Origin of the sequence: Aeromonas sobria, from assembly GCF_006243315.1 — a bacterium.
In the GTDB taxonomy this organism is placed as follows: domain Bacteria; phylum Pseudomonadota; class Gammaproteobacteria; order Enterobacterales; family Aeromonadaceae; genus Aeromonas; species Aeromonas sobria_A.
In genome coordinates this window covers 1-17777 of sequence record NZ_NKWE01000046.1, presented here as the reverse complement: position 1 = coordinate 17777, position 17777 = coordinate 1, and the positions used below count along the sequence as shown (strand labels likewise).

At 59.6% G+C, this 17777-nt stretch carries 13 protein-coding genes; 7 read left to right on the top strand and 6 right to left on the bottom strand.

Features of this window, described 5'->3' with window-relative positions; all coding sequences use genetic code 11:
- The first annotated feature begins 45 nt into the window (after positions 1-45).
- Positions 46-354 (top strand): YeaC family protein, encoded by a 309-nt coding sequence (locus tag CF137_RS15965; protein ID WP_139720246.1) that lies wholly within the window; start codon positions 46-48, stop codon positions 352-354.
- A gap of 311 nt (positions 355-665) precedes the next feature.
- On the opposite strand, the gene ansA is transcribed toward CF137_RS15965, so the two are convergent.
- Entirely contained in the window at positions 666-1673 is a 1008-nt protein-coding gene (gene ansA, locus CF137_RS15960) for an asparaginase (protein ID WP_101325578.1), read from the bottom strand.
- 443 nt (positions 1674-2116) lie between these two features.
- Here ansA and gltS point away from each other — a divergent pair, with 443 nt between their 5' ends.
- Positions 2117-3316, top strand: a complete 1200-nt coding sequence (gltS, locus tag CF137_RS15955) for a sodium/glutamate symporter (protein WP_042022793.1) — start codon at positions 2117-2119, stop codon at positions 3314-3316.
- Between the two features lie 240 nt (positions 3317-3556).
- On the opposite strand, the gene CF137_RS15950 is transcribed toward gltS, so the two are convergent.
- A complete protein-coding gene (locus CF137_RS15950; RefSeq protein WP_101320935.1) occupies positions 3557-5428 on the bottom strand; it encodes a methyl-accepting chemotaxis protein in 1872 nt (623 codons plus the stop codon).
- A gap of 255 nt (positions 5429-5683) precedes the next feature.
- Here CF137_RS15950 and prfB point away from each other — a divergent pair.
- Positions 5684-6782, top strand: a protein-coding gene (gene prfB / locus CF137_RS15945; protein ID WP_098970334.1) for a peptide chain release factor 2 whose coding sequence is annotated in 2 segments (ribosomal slippage) — positions 5684-5758 and positions 5760-6782 — 1098 coding nt in all. Because the reading frame shifts where the segments join, the coding sequence is not laid out codon by codon here.
- 16 nt (positions 6783-6798) lie between these two features.
- Entirely contained in the window at positions 6799-8334 is a 1536-nt protein-coding gene (lysS, locus tag CF137_RS15940) for a lysine--tRNA ligase (protein ID WP_101320933.1), read from the top strand.
- 108 nt (positions 8335-8442) lie between these two features.
- Here lysS and CF137_RS15935 read toward each other — a convergent pair whose 3' ends face one another.
- Positions 8443-9249 carry a PhzF family phenazine biosynthesis protein gene (locus tag CF137_RS15935; RefSeq protein WP_139720243.1) on the bottom strand — a complete coding sequence of 269 codons (807 nt, stop codon included), beginning with the start codon at positions 9247-9249 and terminating at the stop codon, positions 8443-8445.
- 189 nt (positions 9250-9438) lie between these two features.
- Here CF137_RS15935 and CF137_RS15930 point away from each other — a divergent pair, with 189 nt between their 5' ends.
- Genes CF137_RS15930 through CF137_RS15920 form a run of 3 tightly spaced genes read left to right on the top strand, consistent with a single transcriptional unit; the run spans position 9439 to position 13761 of the window.
- On the top strand, positions 9439-11229 hold the full coding sequence (locus CF137_RS15930; protein WP_162515962.1) for an assimilatory sulfite reductase (NADPH) flavoprotein subunit: 1791 nt from the start codon (positions 9439-9441) through the stop codon (positions 11227-11229).
- Positions 11229-12953 (top strand): assimilatory sulfite reductase (NADPH) hemoprotein subunit, encoded by a 1725-nt coding sequence (cysI, locus tag CF137_RS15925; RefSeq protein WP_139720238.1) that lies wholly within the window; start codon positions 11229-11231, stop codon positions 12951-12953. The genes CF137_RS15930 and cysI overlap by 1 nt, the downstream gene beginning before the upstream one ends.
- A complete protein-coding gene (locus tag CF137_RS15920; RefSeq protein ID WP_139720237.1) occupies positions 12943-13761 on the top strand; it encodes a phosphoadenylyl-sulfate reductase in 819 nt (272 codons plus the stop codon). Before cysI ends, CF137_RS15920 begins: the two co-directional genes overlap by 11 nt.
- Positions 13762-13870: 109 nt before the next feature.
- Here the strand turns inward: CF137_RS15920 and proX are convergent, their stop codons facing one another.
- From proX to proV, 3 genes are read right to left on the bottom strand one after another with little or no spacing between them, the layout of a single operon-like run.
- Positions 13871-14905 (bottom strand): glycine betaine/L-proline ABC transporter substrate-binding protein ProX, encoded by a 1035-nt coding sequence (gene proX / locus CF137_RS15915; protein ID WP_139720236.1) that lies wholly within the window; start codon positions 14903-14905, stop codon positions 13871-13873.
- A complete protein-coding gene (gene proW, locus CF137_RS15910) occupies positions 14902-16050 on the bottom strand; it encodes a glycine betaine/L-proline ABC transporter permease ProW (RefSeq protein ID WP_139720234.1) in 1149 nt (382 codons plus the stop codon). The genes proX and proW overlap by 4 nt, the downstream gene beginning before the upstream one ends.
- Positions 16047-17243 carry a glycine betaine/L-proline ABC transporter ATP-binding protein ProV gene (gene proV, locus CF137_RS15905; RefSeq protein WP_139720231.1) on the bottom strand — a complete coding sequence of 399 codons (1197 nt, stop codon included), beginning with the start codon at positions 17241-17243 and terminating at the stop codon, positions 16047-16049. Before proV ends, proW begins: the two co-directional genes overlap by 4 nt.
- Positions 17244-17777 lie beyond the last annotated feature (534 nt).

Sequence of the window (17777 nt, the reverse complement as noted above, 5' to 3'; positions counted from 1 at the left end):
CCAGCCAGACCCGGGTTCAAGGAACAATGATAAAGGAGAGGCCGGATGTCATTGCAACAGAGTGAGTTTCAACAAGCGATCAGGCAGATGCCACAAGAGGTGTACAAGCGGCTCAAGACCGCGGTCGAGCTGGGCAAGTGGCCCGATGGCAAGCCCCTCACCGACGAGCAGAAGGCCACCTCCCTGCAAGCTGTGATGGCCTGGCAGGCGATGCACCTCGACAACCCCGAGCACATGAACATCGGTCGCGACGGCGAGATAGTGATGAAGAGCAAGAGCGAGCTAAAACGGCTGTTTCGTGATGAACCCCAGCCGGTTGAAGAGGAGATAGTGCGGGTCAATCTCAATCACTGAGACCACTCGCCATCCCGTCTCGCGGCGGCCAGTCGAACAGCGATAGTGCGATACATAGTTCGATAAAGAGCACGATAAATAGCAAAGAGGGGAGCCATAATGGCTCCCCTCTTTTTTTCCTCTCGCTGCTGGGTGACTCATCCCCCTCATCCCCAGCCCTTCTCCCTCCAGGGGAGAAGGGAGCAGGCTCGCAGCCTGCGGACAGTAAGCGGGTCACCGGTCGGCGATCTCCATGACAAGCCTCGCTGCCAACAGCACCTCGATCTATCCCCTCTCCCGCCGGGAGAGGGTTAGGGTGAGGGGGAAACCAGTCAGGGGGTCAGCTCCCCGCGCAGGGACTGCTGCATCAGCTCGCGAATCTGGTGGGAGGGCAAGTCCTGGCTCAGCAGGAAGTGCAGCTTGGTAAGCGCCGCTTCGGCAGTCATGTCAAAGCCCGAGATAACCCCGGCACGGGAGAGCGCGTTGCCGGTGGCATAGCCGCCCATGTTGACCTTGCCGTGCAGGCACTGGCTCAGGTTGACGATGATGACGCCGCGGGCCGACGCCTCGGAGAGCAGCGCCAGCATGGCCGGGTTCTGCGGCGCATTGCCCACCCCGAACGACAGCAGGATCAGCGCTTTCACCGGCTGTTGCAGGATGTTGGCGATCACCTCGCTGGAGATGCCCGGATAGAGGGTCACCACGCCGATAGGCTGGGGGGTGATGTCGTGCAGCACCAGCGGCCGCTCGGACGGCACGCCCAGCTCACCCGCTTCCAGCGAGATGGCGATCCCGGCATTGAGCAGCGGCGGATAGTTGGGGGAGTCGAAGGCGTGGAAGCCGTCGGCATGCACCTTCTTGCTGCGGTTGCCGCGATAGAGCTGGTTGTTGAAGAACAGCGTCACCTCGTGGATCGGGTAGTTAGCCGCGATGTAGAGGGCGTTAAGCAGGTTCTGCTGACCGTCGGAGCGCAGCTCGGCCAGCGGGATCTGGGAACCGGTGATGATGACCGGCTTGTGCAGGTCTTCGAGCATGAAGGAGAGCGCCGAGGCGGTGAACGACATGGTGTCGGTGCCGTGCAGGATCACAAAACCGTCGTATTTGTCGTAGTTGCGCTTGATGTCCTCGGCGATACGCTGCCAGTCCGCCGGGGTCATGTCGGAGGAGTCGATGAGGGGCGCATATTCGTGGATATGGTAATCCGGCATCTCGGGGCGGTGGAACTCGGGCATCCGCGCCAGACAGTCTTCCATAAAGCCCGCCATCGGCACGTAGCCGTGATCGGAGCGCTGCATCCCAATGGTGCCGCCTGTGTAGGCAATGTAGATAGACTTCTTCACACCCTCTCCTCTTGATGAAGTGAACACCGCTGGCACATGAGCCATGTCGGGGTGAACAACCATGTCACCTCCCGTCATATCCTCTGCGTGCCGCGGAAACTGGCGGATTATAGAGACTGATGCCCCAAATGACAGCCGTTCCATGCACCCTTTTCGGCTTTTCTGCCCTCTACCCCCATAGTGTTAAATGTCACAATAAACCACTAAAACGAGCATTAATACGACAAAGATGGAATTAAACGATGCTTTTTGCTACTATCCGCTCGATTTTTCATAAATCTCATCTGGATGCCTGAGTATTTCAGGCCCGCACAGGCCCTATCTTCATGGGGCAGGGAGAACTCTCCCCCTCTTTGTTGGCGCTTGAGCCACACTATTTATCCCGGCTGAATCTGTGAGTCTTCATCAACGAAAGGCACAGCCAATCAACATGGGAGTACTTAATGTTACAACTTGATTCCTACGCGACGCTGGTCGCTGCCACTCTGGTATTGCTGCTTGGCCGGGTGCTGGTCACCCGGGTCGGGCTGCTGCGTACCTTTAACATCCCCAAACCGGTTGCCGGCGGCCTGGTGGTCGCGCTGGTGCTGTTGTTGCTGCGCTCCACCCTGCAGATGGAGCTGCAATTTGATACCAGCCTGCAAACCCCGCTGATGCTGGCATTTTTCGCCTCTATCGGTCTCTCCGCCGATCTCGCCAGCCTGAAACGCGGTGGCAAAGCGGTCGCAACCTTCCTGCTGGTGGTCACCGGTCTGCTGATCGTACAGAACAGTCTGGGTGTGGGTCTGGCGACTCTGCTCGGGCTGGATCCCCACATGGGACTGCTGGCTGGGTCTATCACCCTCTCCGGCGGTCACGGTACCGGCGCAGCCTGGAGCGCTACCTTCTCCGAAAAGTACGGAGTGCAATCCGCGGCGGAGCTCGCCATCGCCTGTGCCACCTTCGGTCTGGTGTTGGGCGGTTTGATCGGTGGCCCGGTAGCCCGCCACCTGGTGAAAAAGGTGCAAGTGCCCGGTGAAGAGCACAACAAGGATGAAGCCCCCAAGGGCTTCGAGATGCCCGATATGGAGCGTCCCCTCACCACTTTCAGCCTGATCGAGACCCTGGCGCTGATCGCCATCAGCCTCAAGGGGGGTGAACTGCTCTCCGCCTCCCTCAAGGGCGGGATGCTGGAGCTGCCGATCTTCGTCTGTGTGCTGTTTGTCGGCGTGCTGCTGCGCAACCTGCTGACCCTGTTCAACTGGCATGAAGTAAGTGACCGCGAGGTTTCTCTGCTTGGCAACGTCAGCCTGTCGCTATTCCTCGCCATGGCGCTGATGAGCCTGAAACTGTGGGATCTGGCCAGTCTGGCCCTGCCCATTTTTATCTTGCTAGCCGCCCAGACAGTGGCGATGGCGCTCTACGCCATCTTCGTCACCTTCCGGGTGATGGGCAGCAACTACGATGCCGCCGTGCTGGCAGCGGGCCACTGCGGCTTTGGTCTTGGCGCAACGCCAACCGCCATTGCCAACATGCAGGCCATCACCCAGCGCTTTGGCCCCTCCCATCTGGCGTTCCTGGTGGTGCCCATGGTTGGCGCCTTCTTCATCGACATCATCAACGCCATGGTGATCAAGCTGTTTATGGCGATGCCGTTCCTGTAATCCCCTTCCGGTCAGACGTATATGATCAGAGCCCACCTTGCGGTGGGCTCTTTGTTTGGGCGCTCTTCTCGCCTGCCGACGTTGGCAAGGCTGAGTCACTTATCCGGCACCAAGATGACCGGCGAGCAAACCAGACTGCGCGCCCCCCCAATGCCCACATTCCCCCGGATAACAAAAAGCCCCGCACTCGAAAGAGGGCGGGGCTTGTTTATGCAGCCAGAAAAGGCCGAGGGTGGCGCCTTACAGGATAAAGGTCGACACCTGCTGGTTCAGATCGGTGGCACGGCCTTTAAGGCTGTGGGCCTGATCCAGGTCGCGCATGGCGGCGGCGGTGATCTCGTCACTCACATCCTTGATGGCGGTGGTGTTCTGAGTGATCTCGCCGGTCACCTGGGTCTGCTCCTCGGCGGCCGTGGCGATCTGGCCCGCCATGTCGGAGATGAGAGAGATGGCGCTGGTGATCTCTTCCAGCGCCCGTACGGCCTGATCCGCATCCTGCACGCTGTTGTCCGCCAGCCCCTGACTGGTCTGCATCAGGCTCACCGCACGGGCGGTGGTCTGTTGCAGGGTCTCGATGGTGGACTGGATCTGCTGGGTGGAGTCCTGAGTACGGCGCGACAACACCCGCACCTCGTCCGCCACCACAGCAAAACCACGACCCTGCTCACCGGCACGGGCCGCTTCAATGGCGGCGTTCAACGCCAGCAGGTTGGTCTGCTCGGCAATCCCCTGAATGGTAGAGAGGATGCTGGTGATGGCCTGTGCGTGGCGGCTCAGCTCGCCGATCACTTCGGTCGCCTGTCCCACCTCTGCAGCCAGGCCATTGATGGACTGACGGGTCTTGTTGACCAGCATCTTGCCCTGCTCACTGCTCTGGGCTGATTGCTGGGCGGCAGCGGCGGTGTTCTCGGCGTTGCCGGCGATCTCCATGGTGGCGCTCGCCATCTCGGTGACCGCGGTCGCGACCATGGTCACCTCCTGCTGCTGACGTTGCAGCTCATCCACCGCAGCCTGGTTGGTCACCAGACTGCGCTCGGCATCGGCGTTCAGCTCGTTGGCCAGCTTGCGGATATTGCCGATCAGCTGGTGCTGACTGCCGACGAAACGGTTGAAACTGTTGGCCAGCTGGCCCACTTCATCGTTGGCTTCGGTCTTGATGCGCTGGGTCAGATCGCCGTTACCGTCAGCGATGCGCGCCAGCGCCTGGGAAACCTTGCTCAGCGGGCCAAGCAGCATGCTGACCAGCCAGGAGATGGCAAGAATGCTGCCCACCAGTGCCAGCAACGCCATCCCCAGCTGGGTCATCAGCAGGGAAGAGAGCGGCGCTTCGAGCACGGCCTTGTCCAGCACCAGCAACAGCTCCCAGTCAGTGTCCGGAATATCGACCGCCCACAGCAGCTTGTCGCGCCCTTCGCTGTCGAAGTAGGCCGGAACCAGATCCTTGCTCGACTTGCTCTGCTCGATCAGCGCATTGGTCAGATCGTTGTCGATCTCGGTTGCCGGTTTCATCGCCTTGGCCGCATCTTTATAGGCGATGACGGTGCCATCCTTGTGCATCATGATGGCAAAACCATCGGCAGGCAGCTTCATCTTGGTCACGTCATCCACCAGAGACGCAATGGAGAGGTCACCACCGACCACCCCGCCCTGAGCGGGCTGGGCAAGAGTCACCACCATGATGTTGTAGGCCACGTCGAGATAGGGTTTGGTGACGATCAGACCACCCTTGCCCATCGCCTCCTGATACCAGCCACGGGAGCGCGGGTCGTAACCATCGCGATTGATGGAGGGATCGGAGTCATTCATCTTGCCACTGCCCTCACCGAAGTAGGTGAGCTGGAAGCGGCCAGAAACCTGGGCCTGTTGCAGGGCATTGAGGGGCTCGCCACTGGTCTTGTTGCCGAGCGCCTGAATGACGTCACGACGGGCAGAGAGCCAGTCACTGACACTGGCTGCCTGCTGGCTGCCCAAGCGCTGGACTTGCTCCTGGCTGCCTTGCAGCAGCAGTGCTTTCTGGCTGCTATAGCTCTGCCAGGAGAGTAACGAGATCACCAACGACAGGGCGATCACCACTGACAACAGTATCTTCTGCTTGAGTGAGAGATTGTTCATCATAATTTCTTCTTATATAGATGAGGAGCGGGTTTATCCCTAAAGGTGCACAACACTACGTAGTCATTAGCGACCCGGCAGGTAAAAACTGAACCTGAGAATGGGTCTGCGGGCAATATTTTCTGTCGAGCTGCAGAAAAATGCACCAGAAATTGACAGCGCAAACCGCACAAGCTCAGGCAACCCTGTTTATTCCTTCCACAATTGGCTAGAATATCCTGTTTTTAAGTCACATCGACCCTGAGAGTTTTCACGATGTTCGAAGTTAATCCCGTATTAAATAAACTTAAGGAGCTGTCTGAACGGACCGAGCTTCTTAGGGGGTACCTTTGACTATGATGCCAAGAAAGAGCGTCTAGAAGAGGTCAACGCCGAGCTGGAACAGCCGGACGTCTGGAATGAGCCCGAGCGTGCACAGGCACTGGGCAAAGAGCGCGTCACCCTGGAAAACGTGGTCAGCACCATCGACACCCTGACCCAGGGCGTCGATGATGTCGAGATGCTGGTGAGCCTGGCCGTCGAAGGGGAAGATGAAGATACCTTCAACGAAGCCATCGCCGAAGCCGAACAGCTGGAAACCAAGCTGGTAGATCTCGAGTTCCGCCGCATGTTCTCCGGCCAGCACGACGGCTCTGATTGCTATATCGATATCCAGTCTGGATCCGGTGGTACCGAAGCTCAGGATTGGGCCAACATGGTACTGCGCATGTTCCTGCGCTGGGGCGATGCCCACGGTTACAAGCCGGAGCTGATCGAACTGTCAGACGGCGACGTGGCCGGCATCAAGTCCGCCACCATCAAGTTCACCGGCGAATATGCGTTCGGCTGGCTGCGCACTGAAACCGGCGTGCACCGTCTGGTTCGCAAGTCTCCGTTCGATTCTGGCGGCCGTCGTCACACCTCGTTCTGCTCCGTGTTCGTCTATCCCGAGATCGATGATGATATCGATATCGAGATCAACCCGGCAGACCTGCGCATTGACGTTTATCGCGCCTCCGGTGCCGGTGGTCAGCACGTTAACCGTACCGAGTCTGCCGTGCGTATTACCCACGTGCCGACCAATACCGTCGTGCAGTGCCAGAACGACCGTTCCCAGCACAAAAACAAAGACCAGTGTATGAAGCAGCTGAAAGCCAAGCTCTACGAGCTGGAAATTCAGAAACAGAACGCTGAGAAACAAGCCCTGGAAGAGACCAAGTCTGATATCGGTTGGGGCAGCCAAATCCGTTCATATGTGCTGGATGACTCCCGTATCAAGGATTTGCGCACCGGCGTCGAAACCCGTAATACCCAAGCGGTACTCGACGGTGACTTGGACAAGTTTATCGAAGCCAGCCTGAAATCAGGTCTGTAAACAAGCAGGAATCACCATGTCTGAACAAACCATTACTCCGGTAGTCGACCAAGCACTCGAATTCAACAACGAGATGACCGAGCGTCGTTCCAAACTGGCCGCCCTGCGCGCCCAGGGTAATCCTTTCCCCAACGATTTTCGTCGTGACAGCCTCTCTGGCGAACTCCATGCCGAGTTTGACGACAAAAACGCCGAGGAGCTGACGAGCCTGGGTAAACGGGTGAAGATTGCCGGTCGCATCATGACCCGCCGGATCATGGGCAAGGCTTCTTTCGCCACCCTGCAGGACATGGCCGGCAAGATCCAGGTCTACGTCACCCGTGACGACCTGCCGGAAGGTTTCTACAACGAGCAGTTCAAGAAGTGGGATCTGGGGGACATCGTCGGTGTCGAAGGCACCCTGTTCAAGACCCAGACCGGTGAGCTCTCCGTTCACGTTTCCGATATCCGCCTGCTGACCAAAGCGCTGCGTCCGCTGCCCGAAAAGCACAAAGGCCTGACCGACCAGGAAGCACGCTGCCGTCAGCGTTACCTGGATCTGATTGCCAACGAAGAGTCCCGCAAGACCTTCGTGATCCGCACCAAAGTGGTTGCCGGGATCCGCAAGTTCTTCAACGACAAGCAGTTCATGGAAGTGGAAACCCCGATGATGCAAGTCATTCCGGGTGGTGCCTCCGCGCGTCCGTTCGTCACTCACCACAATGCGCTGGACATCGACATGTACCTGCGTATCGCACCGGAACTCTACCTGAAGCGTCTGGTGGTCGGTGGTTTCGAGCGCGTGTACGAGATCAACCGTAACTTCCGTAACGAAGGTATCTCGGTGCGTCACAACCCCGAGTTCACCATGATCGAGTTCTACATGGCGTACGCCGACTACATCGATCTGATGGACCTGACCGAAGATCTGCTGCGCACCCTGGCGCAAGATATTCTGGGCGACACCCAGATCCGTTACGCCAAAGAGGGCGAAGAGGGTCTGACCATCGATTTCGGTCAGCCGTTCCAGCGCCTCACCATGGTTGACTCCATCCTGAAGTACGCCGACGGCGTGACCCGGGAAGACCTCACTACCCTGGAGAGCGCCAAGGCCGTTGCCAAGCGTCTGCACATCGAACTGATGAAAGGCTGGGAACTGGGCCACGTGATCACCGCGATCTTTGAAGAGACCGTGGAGCACATGCTGCTGCAACCGACCTTCATCACCGAGTACCCGGCAGCCGTTTCTCCGCTGGCTCGCCGCAACGACGTGAACCCGGACGTGACTGACCGCTTCGAATTCTTCATCGGTGGCCGCGAGCTGGCCAACGGCTTCTCCGAGCTGAACGATGCAGAAGACCAGGCCAAGCGCTTCCAGGATCAGGTTGATCAGAAAGAAGCGGGCGACGACGAAGCCATGTTCTACGACGCCGACTTCGTCACCGCGCTGGAACACGGCCTGCCGCCGACTGCCGGTCAGGGTATCGGTATCGACCGTCTGGTGATGCTGTTCACCAACAGCCACACCATCCGCGACGTCATTCTGTTCCCGGCCTTACGTCCACAAAAGTAAGATCCGCAGAAGTAAGCCGTATCCCCTCGGTCAATCCCGAGCGTGATAGTCAATAAAAACGCCCCGCAACTGCAGGGCGTTTTTTTATGGCATGTGTCACGTGCCGTGTTATTTGGCGAGGGGCAGCAACCACTCCCCCTGCCACAGGGTCAACCCCTGACCCGCCATCAATACCCGCTCGCCCCGCAGCTCCAACCTGAGCTCACCCCCTCTGGATGAAACCTGACGGGCCCGCAACTGCTGCCTGCCGAGCCGTTCAGCCCAGAAGGGCATGAGAGCACTGTGGTTGGAGCCGGTGACCGGATCCTCATCGACGCCCACCCAGGGGGCAAAATAGCGGGAGACGAAATCATCATCCGCCCGGCTCGACGGGGCGGTGACGATCAGCCCCCGTCCCGGCAGGGCGCGCAGGGCATGGAAATCAGGCGAAAGCGCGCGGATCTCCTCTTCACTTGCCAGCTCCAGCAAGAACTTGGCGCCAGCCGCCAGGGTCTGTCGTGGCTGGCAACCGATCGCGGCAGCATAGGCGGGATCCAGCTTCAGTGGCGTCAACGCGATACGTGGAAAATCAAGCCAAATCAACTCCCCTTCGCGACGGGCCAACAGCTCACCACTGCGGGTCTCGAAGCGGATCGTCTCGTGTGCGGCTACCGCCCCTGTCTGCCACAACACATGGGCAGCTGCCAAGGTGCCATGACCGCAGAGATCAACCTCGACTGTCGGCGTGAACCAGCGCAACTGGTAATGGGCCCTGCCAAGTTGTACCAGAAAGGCCGTCTCGGAGAGGTTGAACTCGGCCGCCATCGCCAGCTGGCTGGCATCCGGCAGGGCGGGTCCCAGTACGACCACCGCGGGATTGCCACCAAAGGGCTGCTGGCTGAACGCATTGACATGAAACAATCGGATATTCGACATGGCACTTCCTGTGTTATCAAGTGGCTCTCATTTAACGCCCTTTATACCACGCTCCTCTTTTGCTGCGGGAGCAGGCGTATCTCAGCTCCTTTAATGCATTAATAGAATAAAGAAGACATTTTTATTCTTTGTTGTTAGCCAACACGCCCTTTAATCTGGCCAAAAATCAGACCATGGAAGACGCGTGTGATGCAATTGAAGGATTCCCCATTCAACCTCTCCCCCCTCTCTGACGAACAGCAACGTCAGCTGGGTCAGGTACTCTCGACCCTCAATACCCAGCAACTGGCCTGGGTGAGCGGCTATCTCTACGGCCTCTCCCAGAGCGGTCAGCAGAGCGTTGCCGCCAGCGCTGCCGTGGCTGCGCCCAGTAGCAGCCTGACCATTCTCTACGGCTCCCAGACCGGCAACGCCAAGGGTGTCGCCAGCGCCATCAAGGCGCAGGCCGAGGCCCGTGGCCTACCCGTCACCCTCGCGTCGATGGCCGACTACAAACCCAAGCAGCTCAAGAAAGAGAACCACCTGCTGGTGGTAGTGAGCACTTACGGGGAGGGTGAACCGCCGGAGAGCGCCGTCGATCTGTTCGAGCAGCTTAAAAAAGGCAAGATTGGCAAGCTGGACGGGCTCAAGTTCGCGGTGCTGGGGCTGGGTGACAGCTCCTACGAATTTTTCTGCCAGACCGGCAAGGATTTTGACAACTTCCTCGCCACCGCTGGGGCCGAGCGGATTTATGAGCCCGCCAGCCTCGATGTGGATTATCAGGATGCCGCCAAGAGCTGGGGCGAGCAGGCCCTCAACGCCATTGCCGCCACCCTCACCACCGGCGCAGCCAGCAACAATGTGGCAAGCGCGGTGCAGCAGGCGGTTGGCCACAGCCAGTACAGCAAGGAGAACCCCTTCCCTGCCCGTCTGTCGGTCAATCAGAAGATCACCGGCCGGGATTCCACCAAGGATATCCGCCATATCGAGATCAATCTGGCCGACTCCGGCATCACCTATCAACCGGGGGATGCCCTCGGCGTCTGGTTCGACAACGATGCCGAACTGGTGGGCGAAGTGCTGGCCCTGACCGGCCTCTCTGGCGATGAAGCCACTGCCCACGGCACCTTGCGCGCCGCACTCTCCGGTCACTTCGAACTGACCCGGCTGCACGGCGGCTTTATCACAGGACTCGCTGACATATCGGACAACGCAGCGCTGAAAGATCTGGCGGGCGACAAGGTCCAGGTCAATGGGCTGGTGGCCTCAGCCCAGATAGTGGATGTGCTCAAACGCTTCCCGACAGTACTCAAAGCCGAGCAGCTAGTTGGCCTGCTACGCCCCCTCACTCCGCGCCTCTACTCCATCGCCTCTGCCCAGAGCGAGGTGGAAGAGGAGGTGCACCTGACCGTAGGGGTAGTGCGCTACCAGCAAGAAGACGGCACAGTACGCTCTGGCGCCGCTTCTTCCTATCTGGCGGACCGGCTGATTGAGGATGGCGAGGTGCGGGTGTTTGTCGAGCACAACGACAACTTCCGCCTGCCCGCCAATCCCGACACCCCCGTCATCATGGTGGGCCCGGGCACCGGCATAGCCCCGTTCCGCGCCTTTATGCAGGAGCGGGAAGATCAGGGTGCCGAGGGCAACAACTGGCTCTTCTTCGGCAACCCCCACTTTACCCAGGATTTCCTCTATCAGGTGGAGTGGCAGCGTTATGTAAAATCGGGGCTGCTGTCGAAGATCTCGCTGGCCTTCAGCCGGGATCAGGCCAACAAGATTTATGTGCAGGACCGCCTGCGCGAAGCGGGTCAGGAGCTCTATCAGTGGTTGGAAGCAGGTGCTCACTTCTATGTGTGTGGTGACGCCAACAAGATGGCCAAGGATGTGCAGGAGGCCCTGCTGGATGTGATTGCCGAACACGGCCACAAGAGCCGTGAGGAAGCAGAAGAGTATTTGAGCGAATTGCGTCGTGCCAAACGTTATCAAAGGGATGTCTATTGATGAGCAAACAACCTCTCTCTCACCAAAAAGCGGGACCGGTCGAAGGGCCGCTGGCCGACAACGAGCGCCTCAAGCGCGAGAGCAATTTCCTGCGCGGCACCATAGAACAGGATCTGCAGGACCCGCTCACCGGCGGCTTCAACGGCGACAACTTCCAGCTGATCCGCTTTCACGGCATGTATCAGCAGGATGACCGCGACATCCGCCCGGAGCGCGCCGCCCAGAAGCTGGAGCCGCTGCACAACGTCATGCTGCGCGCCCGCTTGCCGGGGGGGATCATCACCCCGGCCCAGTGGCAGATCATCGACAAGTTCGCCGAGGAGCACAGCCTCTACGGCAGCATCCGCCTGACCACCCGCCAGACCTTCCAATTCCACGGGGTGCTCAAGCGCGACATCAAGCTGATGCACCAGACCCTCAACAGCACCGGCATCGATTCCATCGCCACCGCGGGCGATGTGAACCGCAACGTGCTGTGCACCAGCAATCCGGTGGAGTCCGAGCTGCATCAGGAGGCCTACGAGTGGGCCAAGAAGATCTCCGAACACCTGCTGCCCAAGACCCGCGCCTACGTGGAGATCTGGCTGGACGGTGAAAAACTGGGACAGGACGAGGAGCCGATCCTGGGTTCCAACTACCTGCCGCGCAAATTCAAGACCACTGTGGTGATCCCGCCTCACAACGACGTGGATATCCACGCCAACGATCTCAACTTCGTGGCCATTGCCGAGCATGGCAAGCTGGTGGGCTTCAACGTGCTGGTGGGTGGCGGGCTTGCCATGACCCACGGCGACACCAGCACCTACCCGCGCAAGGCGAGCGATTTTGGCTTTATTCCGCTCTCCCACGTGCTGGAGGTGGCGGCCGCCGTGGTCAGCACCCAACGCGACTGGGGCAACCGGGTCAACCGCAAGAACGCCAAGACCAAGTACACCCTCGAGCGCGTTGGCGTCGAGGCCTTCAAGACCGAGGTGGAGAGCCGCGCTGGCATCCAGTTTGGCGAAGTGCGCCCCTATGAATTTACCAGCCGTGGCGATCGCTTCGGCTGGGTGGAAGGGATAGACGGCAAGCACCACCTCACCCTGTTTATCGAGAATGGCCGCCTGCTGGACTTCCCGGGAAAGCCGCTCAAGAGCGGCATGCTGGAAATTGCCAAAGTGCATCAGGGGGATTTTCGCCTGACAGCCAACCAGAACCTGATCATCGCCGGGGTGCCAGCCAGCGAGAAGGCCCGCATCGAAGCACTCGCGCGCCAATACGGCCTGCTGGATGATGGCGTGAGCGAGCAACGCAAGCAGTCGATGGCCTGTGTGGCCCTGCCCACCTGCCCGCTGGCGATGGCTGAAGCGGAGCGCATGCTGCCCGCCTTTGTCACCGACCTCGAAGGGCTGTTGGCCAAGCACGCACTGGCGAATGACGCCATCGTCTTCCGAGTCACCGGCTGCCCCAACGGCTGCGGCCGCGCCATGCTGGCGGAAGTGGGGCTGGTGGGCAAGGCGCCAGGCCGCTACAACCTCCATCTGGGGGGCAACCTGGAGGGCACCCGCATTCCGCGCCTCTATCAGGAGAACATCACAGAACCGCAGATCCTGGCCGAGCTCGACGCGCTGATCGGCCGCTGGGCCAACGAGCGCAATCAGAGCGAATGCTTTGGCGACTTCGTGGTCAGGGTTGGGGTGATTGCCCCCGTTATCGATTCTGCGAGGGATTTCTATGCAGCCTGAACTGACTGATGGCGGACGGCTGACACTGACCGCCGATGGCAGGCTCGACCTCTCCACCCTGCTCTCCCTGAGCCGTGAAGAGCAGACCGAGGCGCTGGCGCCCCTCAACCGGGAGCTGGATACCATGATCGCCCCCGAGCGGGTGTGCTGGGCACTGGCCAATCTGCCGGGGGAGCATCTGCTGTCGTCGAGCTTCGGCATTCAGGCTGCGCTGATGCTCCATCTGGTGAGCCGCGAGCGGGCCGACGTGCCGGTGGTGCTGACCGATACCGGCTATCTCTTCCCCGAAACCTACCGTTTTATCGATGAGCTGACCGAGCGCCTCGCCCTCAACCTGAAGATATACAGGGCCGAGTTGTCACCAGCCTGGCAGGAGGCGCGATTTGGTCTCTTATGGGAGCAGGGCGTGGAGGGGATCACCCGCTACAACCAGCTCAACAAGGTGGAGCCGATGGACAGAGCCCTGCGCGAGCTCGGCGCCCAGACCTGGTTCTCCGGCCTGCGCCGCGAGCAATCCGGTAGCCGTGGCAAGCTGCCGGTGCTCGGCATCCAGCGCGGCCGCTTCAAGTTCCTGCCGGTGATCGACTGGAGCAACAAGGACGTCTTCTACTACTTCAAGGAGTTCGACCTCCCCTATCACCCGTTGTGGGAGCAGGGTTATCTGTCGGTCGGCGATGTCCACACCACCACCAAGTGGGAGCCGGGCATGAGCGAGGAGCAGACCCGCTTCTTCGGCCTCAAGCGCGAGTGCGGCCTGCACGAGGAGGGTGGCAAAGAGCCTGGCGAGCAGAGCGGCTCCGGCATCTGAGCCCGCTGGCAAGGCCGGATCCTGACCATAAAAAAACGCCCGGCAACTGCCGGGCGTTTTGCTTGGGCTGCTTTGCAGTCCTTCCAACGTGACCAATGGGCAAAGAGGCTTAACCTGCCGCTTTAGCCCGCTCGGCGGCAACCCGCGCCTGAGTCAACCAGTCGTTGACCTGAGCTTCGTGCCCTTTGAGCCAGGCCATCACATGGCGCTCGATATCCGCCTGGGTGTTCTGGCCCTTGTTCATCAGCCCGTTCTGGATGTTGATGTCATTCAGCGGCAGCTTGACGATGGAAAACAACGTGGCAGCCGCCGGGTTGGCATCCGTGAAGGCCTTGTTGGCCACGATATGTATGGTGTTGACGGCAAAGCCGTAGTTCTTACCGTTGGGCAGGCGGGTGCTGTCGGCATCTTTGGCGCCAGCAGGCACCTCAAGCCACACCACATCCCGCCCCGGTACCAGCTCGCTGCTCAGCCAGTAGGGGGTCCAGGTGTAGTAGAGCACCGGCTTGCCGCTCTGGAGGCGGGCACGGGTATCGGCGATCAGCGCCGCATAGTTGCCCTGCTTGTGGGTAATGGTGGCGGTCAGCCCGAACTCATCCAGATGATGGTTGATCGCCTCTTCGCAGCCCCAGCCCGGGTTGCAGCCCACCAGATCGGCCTTGCCATCCCCATCGCCGTCAAACAACGCCGCCAACTTGGGATCCTTGAGCTGACCCAGATTGGTGATGCCATATCGGGTGGCGGTCTGCTTGTCGATGAGATAGCCCTGAGCGGCGCCCGATGCATAGGTGCCCTGACGGAAAAACACCTTGTCTCCCCCCGCATGCTGGTACTTGTTGTCCTGCAGCGGGATCCAGTTAAAGGTGAGGAAGGTGCCATCCCCCTGCGCCACCGAGGCATAGGCCACGTTGTAATCCACCTCCTGCACCGGCTGGACGTCATAACCCAGACGCCCCATCAGCTTGCTGACCAGCAGGGTCTGGAAGGTCTCCTCCGGCAGGGAGCTCTGCAAGGGTTGAACGCGGATCCCCTCCCCCGGCAACTCGATACTGGCCATGGCAAGTGGGCTCAGCAGCGAGGAACTTAACAACAGGGCGCTCAACAGCAAGCAATGACGGGTGCGCGTTGTGGTGATGAGGTTCATCCATTTACTCCTTTGTAATCGGTGGATTTGCTGCGGCCAGTGAGGCGCAGCAGCAAGGAAGCGGGGCCACGCTGATACCAGTGGCCAACCCGGTTGCGATCCGGTTGGCCCATCGCCTGGGTCAGACGGTCGAGCACGATGGCCAGCAGTACGATGCCGAGGCCACCAATGGAGGCGAGCCCCATATCGAGACGCCCGATGCCACGCAGCACCATCTGACCCAAGCCACCGACCGCGATCATCGAGGCGATCACCACCATGGAGAGCGCCAGCATCAGGGTCTGGTTGACCCCGGCCATGATGGTGGGCATGGCGAGTGGCAACTGCACCTTGAACAACAGCTGGGAGGGGCTGGCGCCAAAGGAGTGAGCGGCCTCCACCAGATCCGCAGGCACCTGTCTGATCCCCAGCATGGTGAGGCGGATCATCGGCGGCAGGGCGAAGATCACGGTCACCACCACGCCGGGCACGTTACCGATGCCAAACAGCATGACGATGGGTATGAGGTAGACGAAGGCCGGAGTGGTTTGCATCGCATCCAGCAGCGGCCGGGTCCAGTCGGAGAGCCGTTCACTGCGGGCCAGCAAAATGCCCACCGGCAAACCGATCAGGATGCAGAAGACGAGGGAGGTCAGCACCAGCGACAGGGTCACCATGGCATCAGACCAGGCACCGATCAGCCCGATCCCGACCAGTGCGGCTAGGGTACCAAGCGCCATCCGGCCGTTGACCAGTTGCCAGGCAATCAGGGTCAACAGCCCCATCATCAGGGTGGATGGCACCGTCTGCAGCAGATGGGTCATGGCATTGAGGGTCACCTCCACCGGCGCACGGATCAGCTGGAATAGAGGGCGCAGGTTCTCCACCAGCCAGCCGATACCGCTCTCCACCCAGACATCCAGCGGCACCAGCGCCTGCTGGAAGGGATCCAGCCAGTTGACGGCGGCCGGGGTATCCACGGCAGCAATCTGGCTTTGCCAGTCGGCCGCCTCGGTGGCGGTACTGCCCCAGGGATCGGCGGCAACCGTGGTGGCCGCAGCACCCCAAGGATCAGCATCCGCTTCGTCAGCCCGCAGGGAGGGGCTCGCCAGCAGCAGAAGCGCCAGCAAACCGATCAGTAAAGAGTGGGGATTGTTCGGCTTCATACCGGGGTACTCCTGTCCAGGGTGTTGAGCAGATTGGCCTTGGAGATAAGCCCCAGATAGGTGCCATCCTCCTCGACCACGGGCACCTGACAGGGTGCGGCGGCCACCTGACTGATCAGTTCATTGAGGGAGGTGTCGGCCAGGATCGGCTGGATATCCGCCAGCAACGCCTGCTCAAGACTCCCCTTGCCACGAACGGCCTCGCTGAGCGACTCGACCGAGACGACGCCGATGAAACGGCGACTGCGATCCACCACATAGCCAAATTCCCGCTCCAGCTCCTTGAGCTGACGCAGGGCGTTGCCCGGCCCGTCGGTGGTGTGTTTCTTGATAAGCGGCATCTGCTTGCGACTGACGATATCGCGGGCACTGAAGACGTTGGCGAGATCCACCCCGCGGAAAAAGGCGCGCACATAGTCGTTGGCGGGCTGGCTCAGGATCTCGTCCGGGGTGCCGACCTGCACCACCTGACCATCCTGCATGATGGCGATGCGATCGCCGATGCGCATCGCCTCATCCAGATCGTGGGAGATAAACACTATGGTGCGCTGATGGCTGGCCTGCAGCTTGAGCAGCTCGTCCTGCATCTCGGTGCGGATCAGCGGATCCAGCGCGGAGAAGGCCTCGTCCATCAGCAGGATATCGGGGTCATTGGCGAGCGCACGGGCCAATCCGACCCGCTGCTTCATGCCACCGGAGAGGGCATCGGGGAAGGCATAGATCCACTGGCCCAGACCCACCTGATTGAGTGCCTGACGAGCACTTTCCTGGCGCTCCGCCAGCGGCACACCGGCCAGCTCCAGCCCGAAGGCGGTATTTTCCAGCACGCTCAGGTGCGGCATCAGAGCAAAGGATTGAAACACCATGCTGATCTTCTTGCGCCGCACCTGACGCAGTTCGCTCTCCGATATGGCGGCGATATCTTCGCCGTCGATCAGCACCTGACCACGAGTCGGTTCGATAAGGCGGTTGAAGAGCCGCACCAGCGTCGATTTGCCCGAACCGGACAAGCCCATCACCACGAAGATCTCCCCTTCATGGATGGCCAGATCGACCCCTTGCACACCCAGAGTCTGTCCGGTTTTCTGCAGAATGCTGGAGCGGTCGTGCCCTTTCGCCAGCAATTTGAACACCTTTTCCGGATGTTCTCCGAAGATTTTATAGAGTGATTTGACTTCGAGTTTGACTGTCATACTGTCCTTTTTTCATGGTCGACATCTTGGTGATTAACCTGCCGAACGCGAACCAATTACTTTCTACACTAAGCAATTAACAGTCAAAACAAAAGAACCACAAGAGTCCCCCAAAACAAGGGTGCCGATAAACAATTGATTTTAATCGGTTATTTAAAGCAATTAAAAACAGATATGGTCGAGTTTTAGCCATAACGACCGCAATAGTTAGCGAGAAAATGTTGTAAAAATCATTTAAAAATAATAAAAAACAGCTAAATCAGCCAGATAAGCGCCTGCTGGATAGAGGCACTCCACTCTGATAGTTTTCACCAACAAATAATTACAACTCTAATCATCTAATTGTCAGAATGGGGAGCAATTAGGAGACAAGAAGAGAGGCTGAAGCAGTGATCAAACGCCTCGCCGAGATCCCAGCAGCCACCTTGGACAATCGACCTGCTGGACAGGTTGCTTCTGGCAAACCGCCAGTGCGAAAAAAGGCTATGTCCCAATTACGTGTTGCATGGGGTGCCCCAGCGCCTCATGCAGACA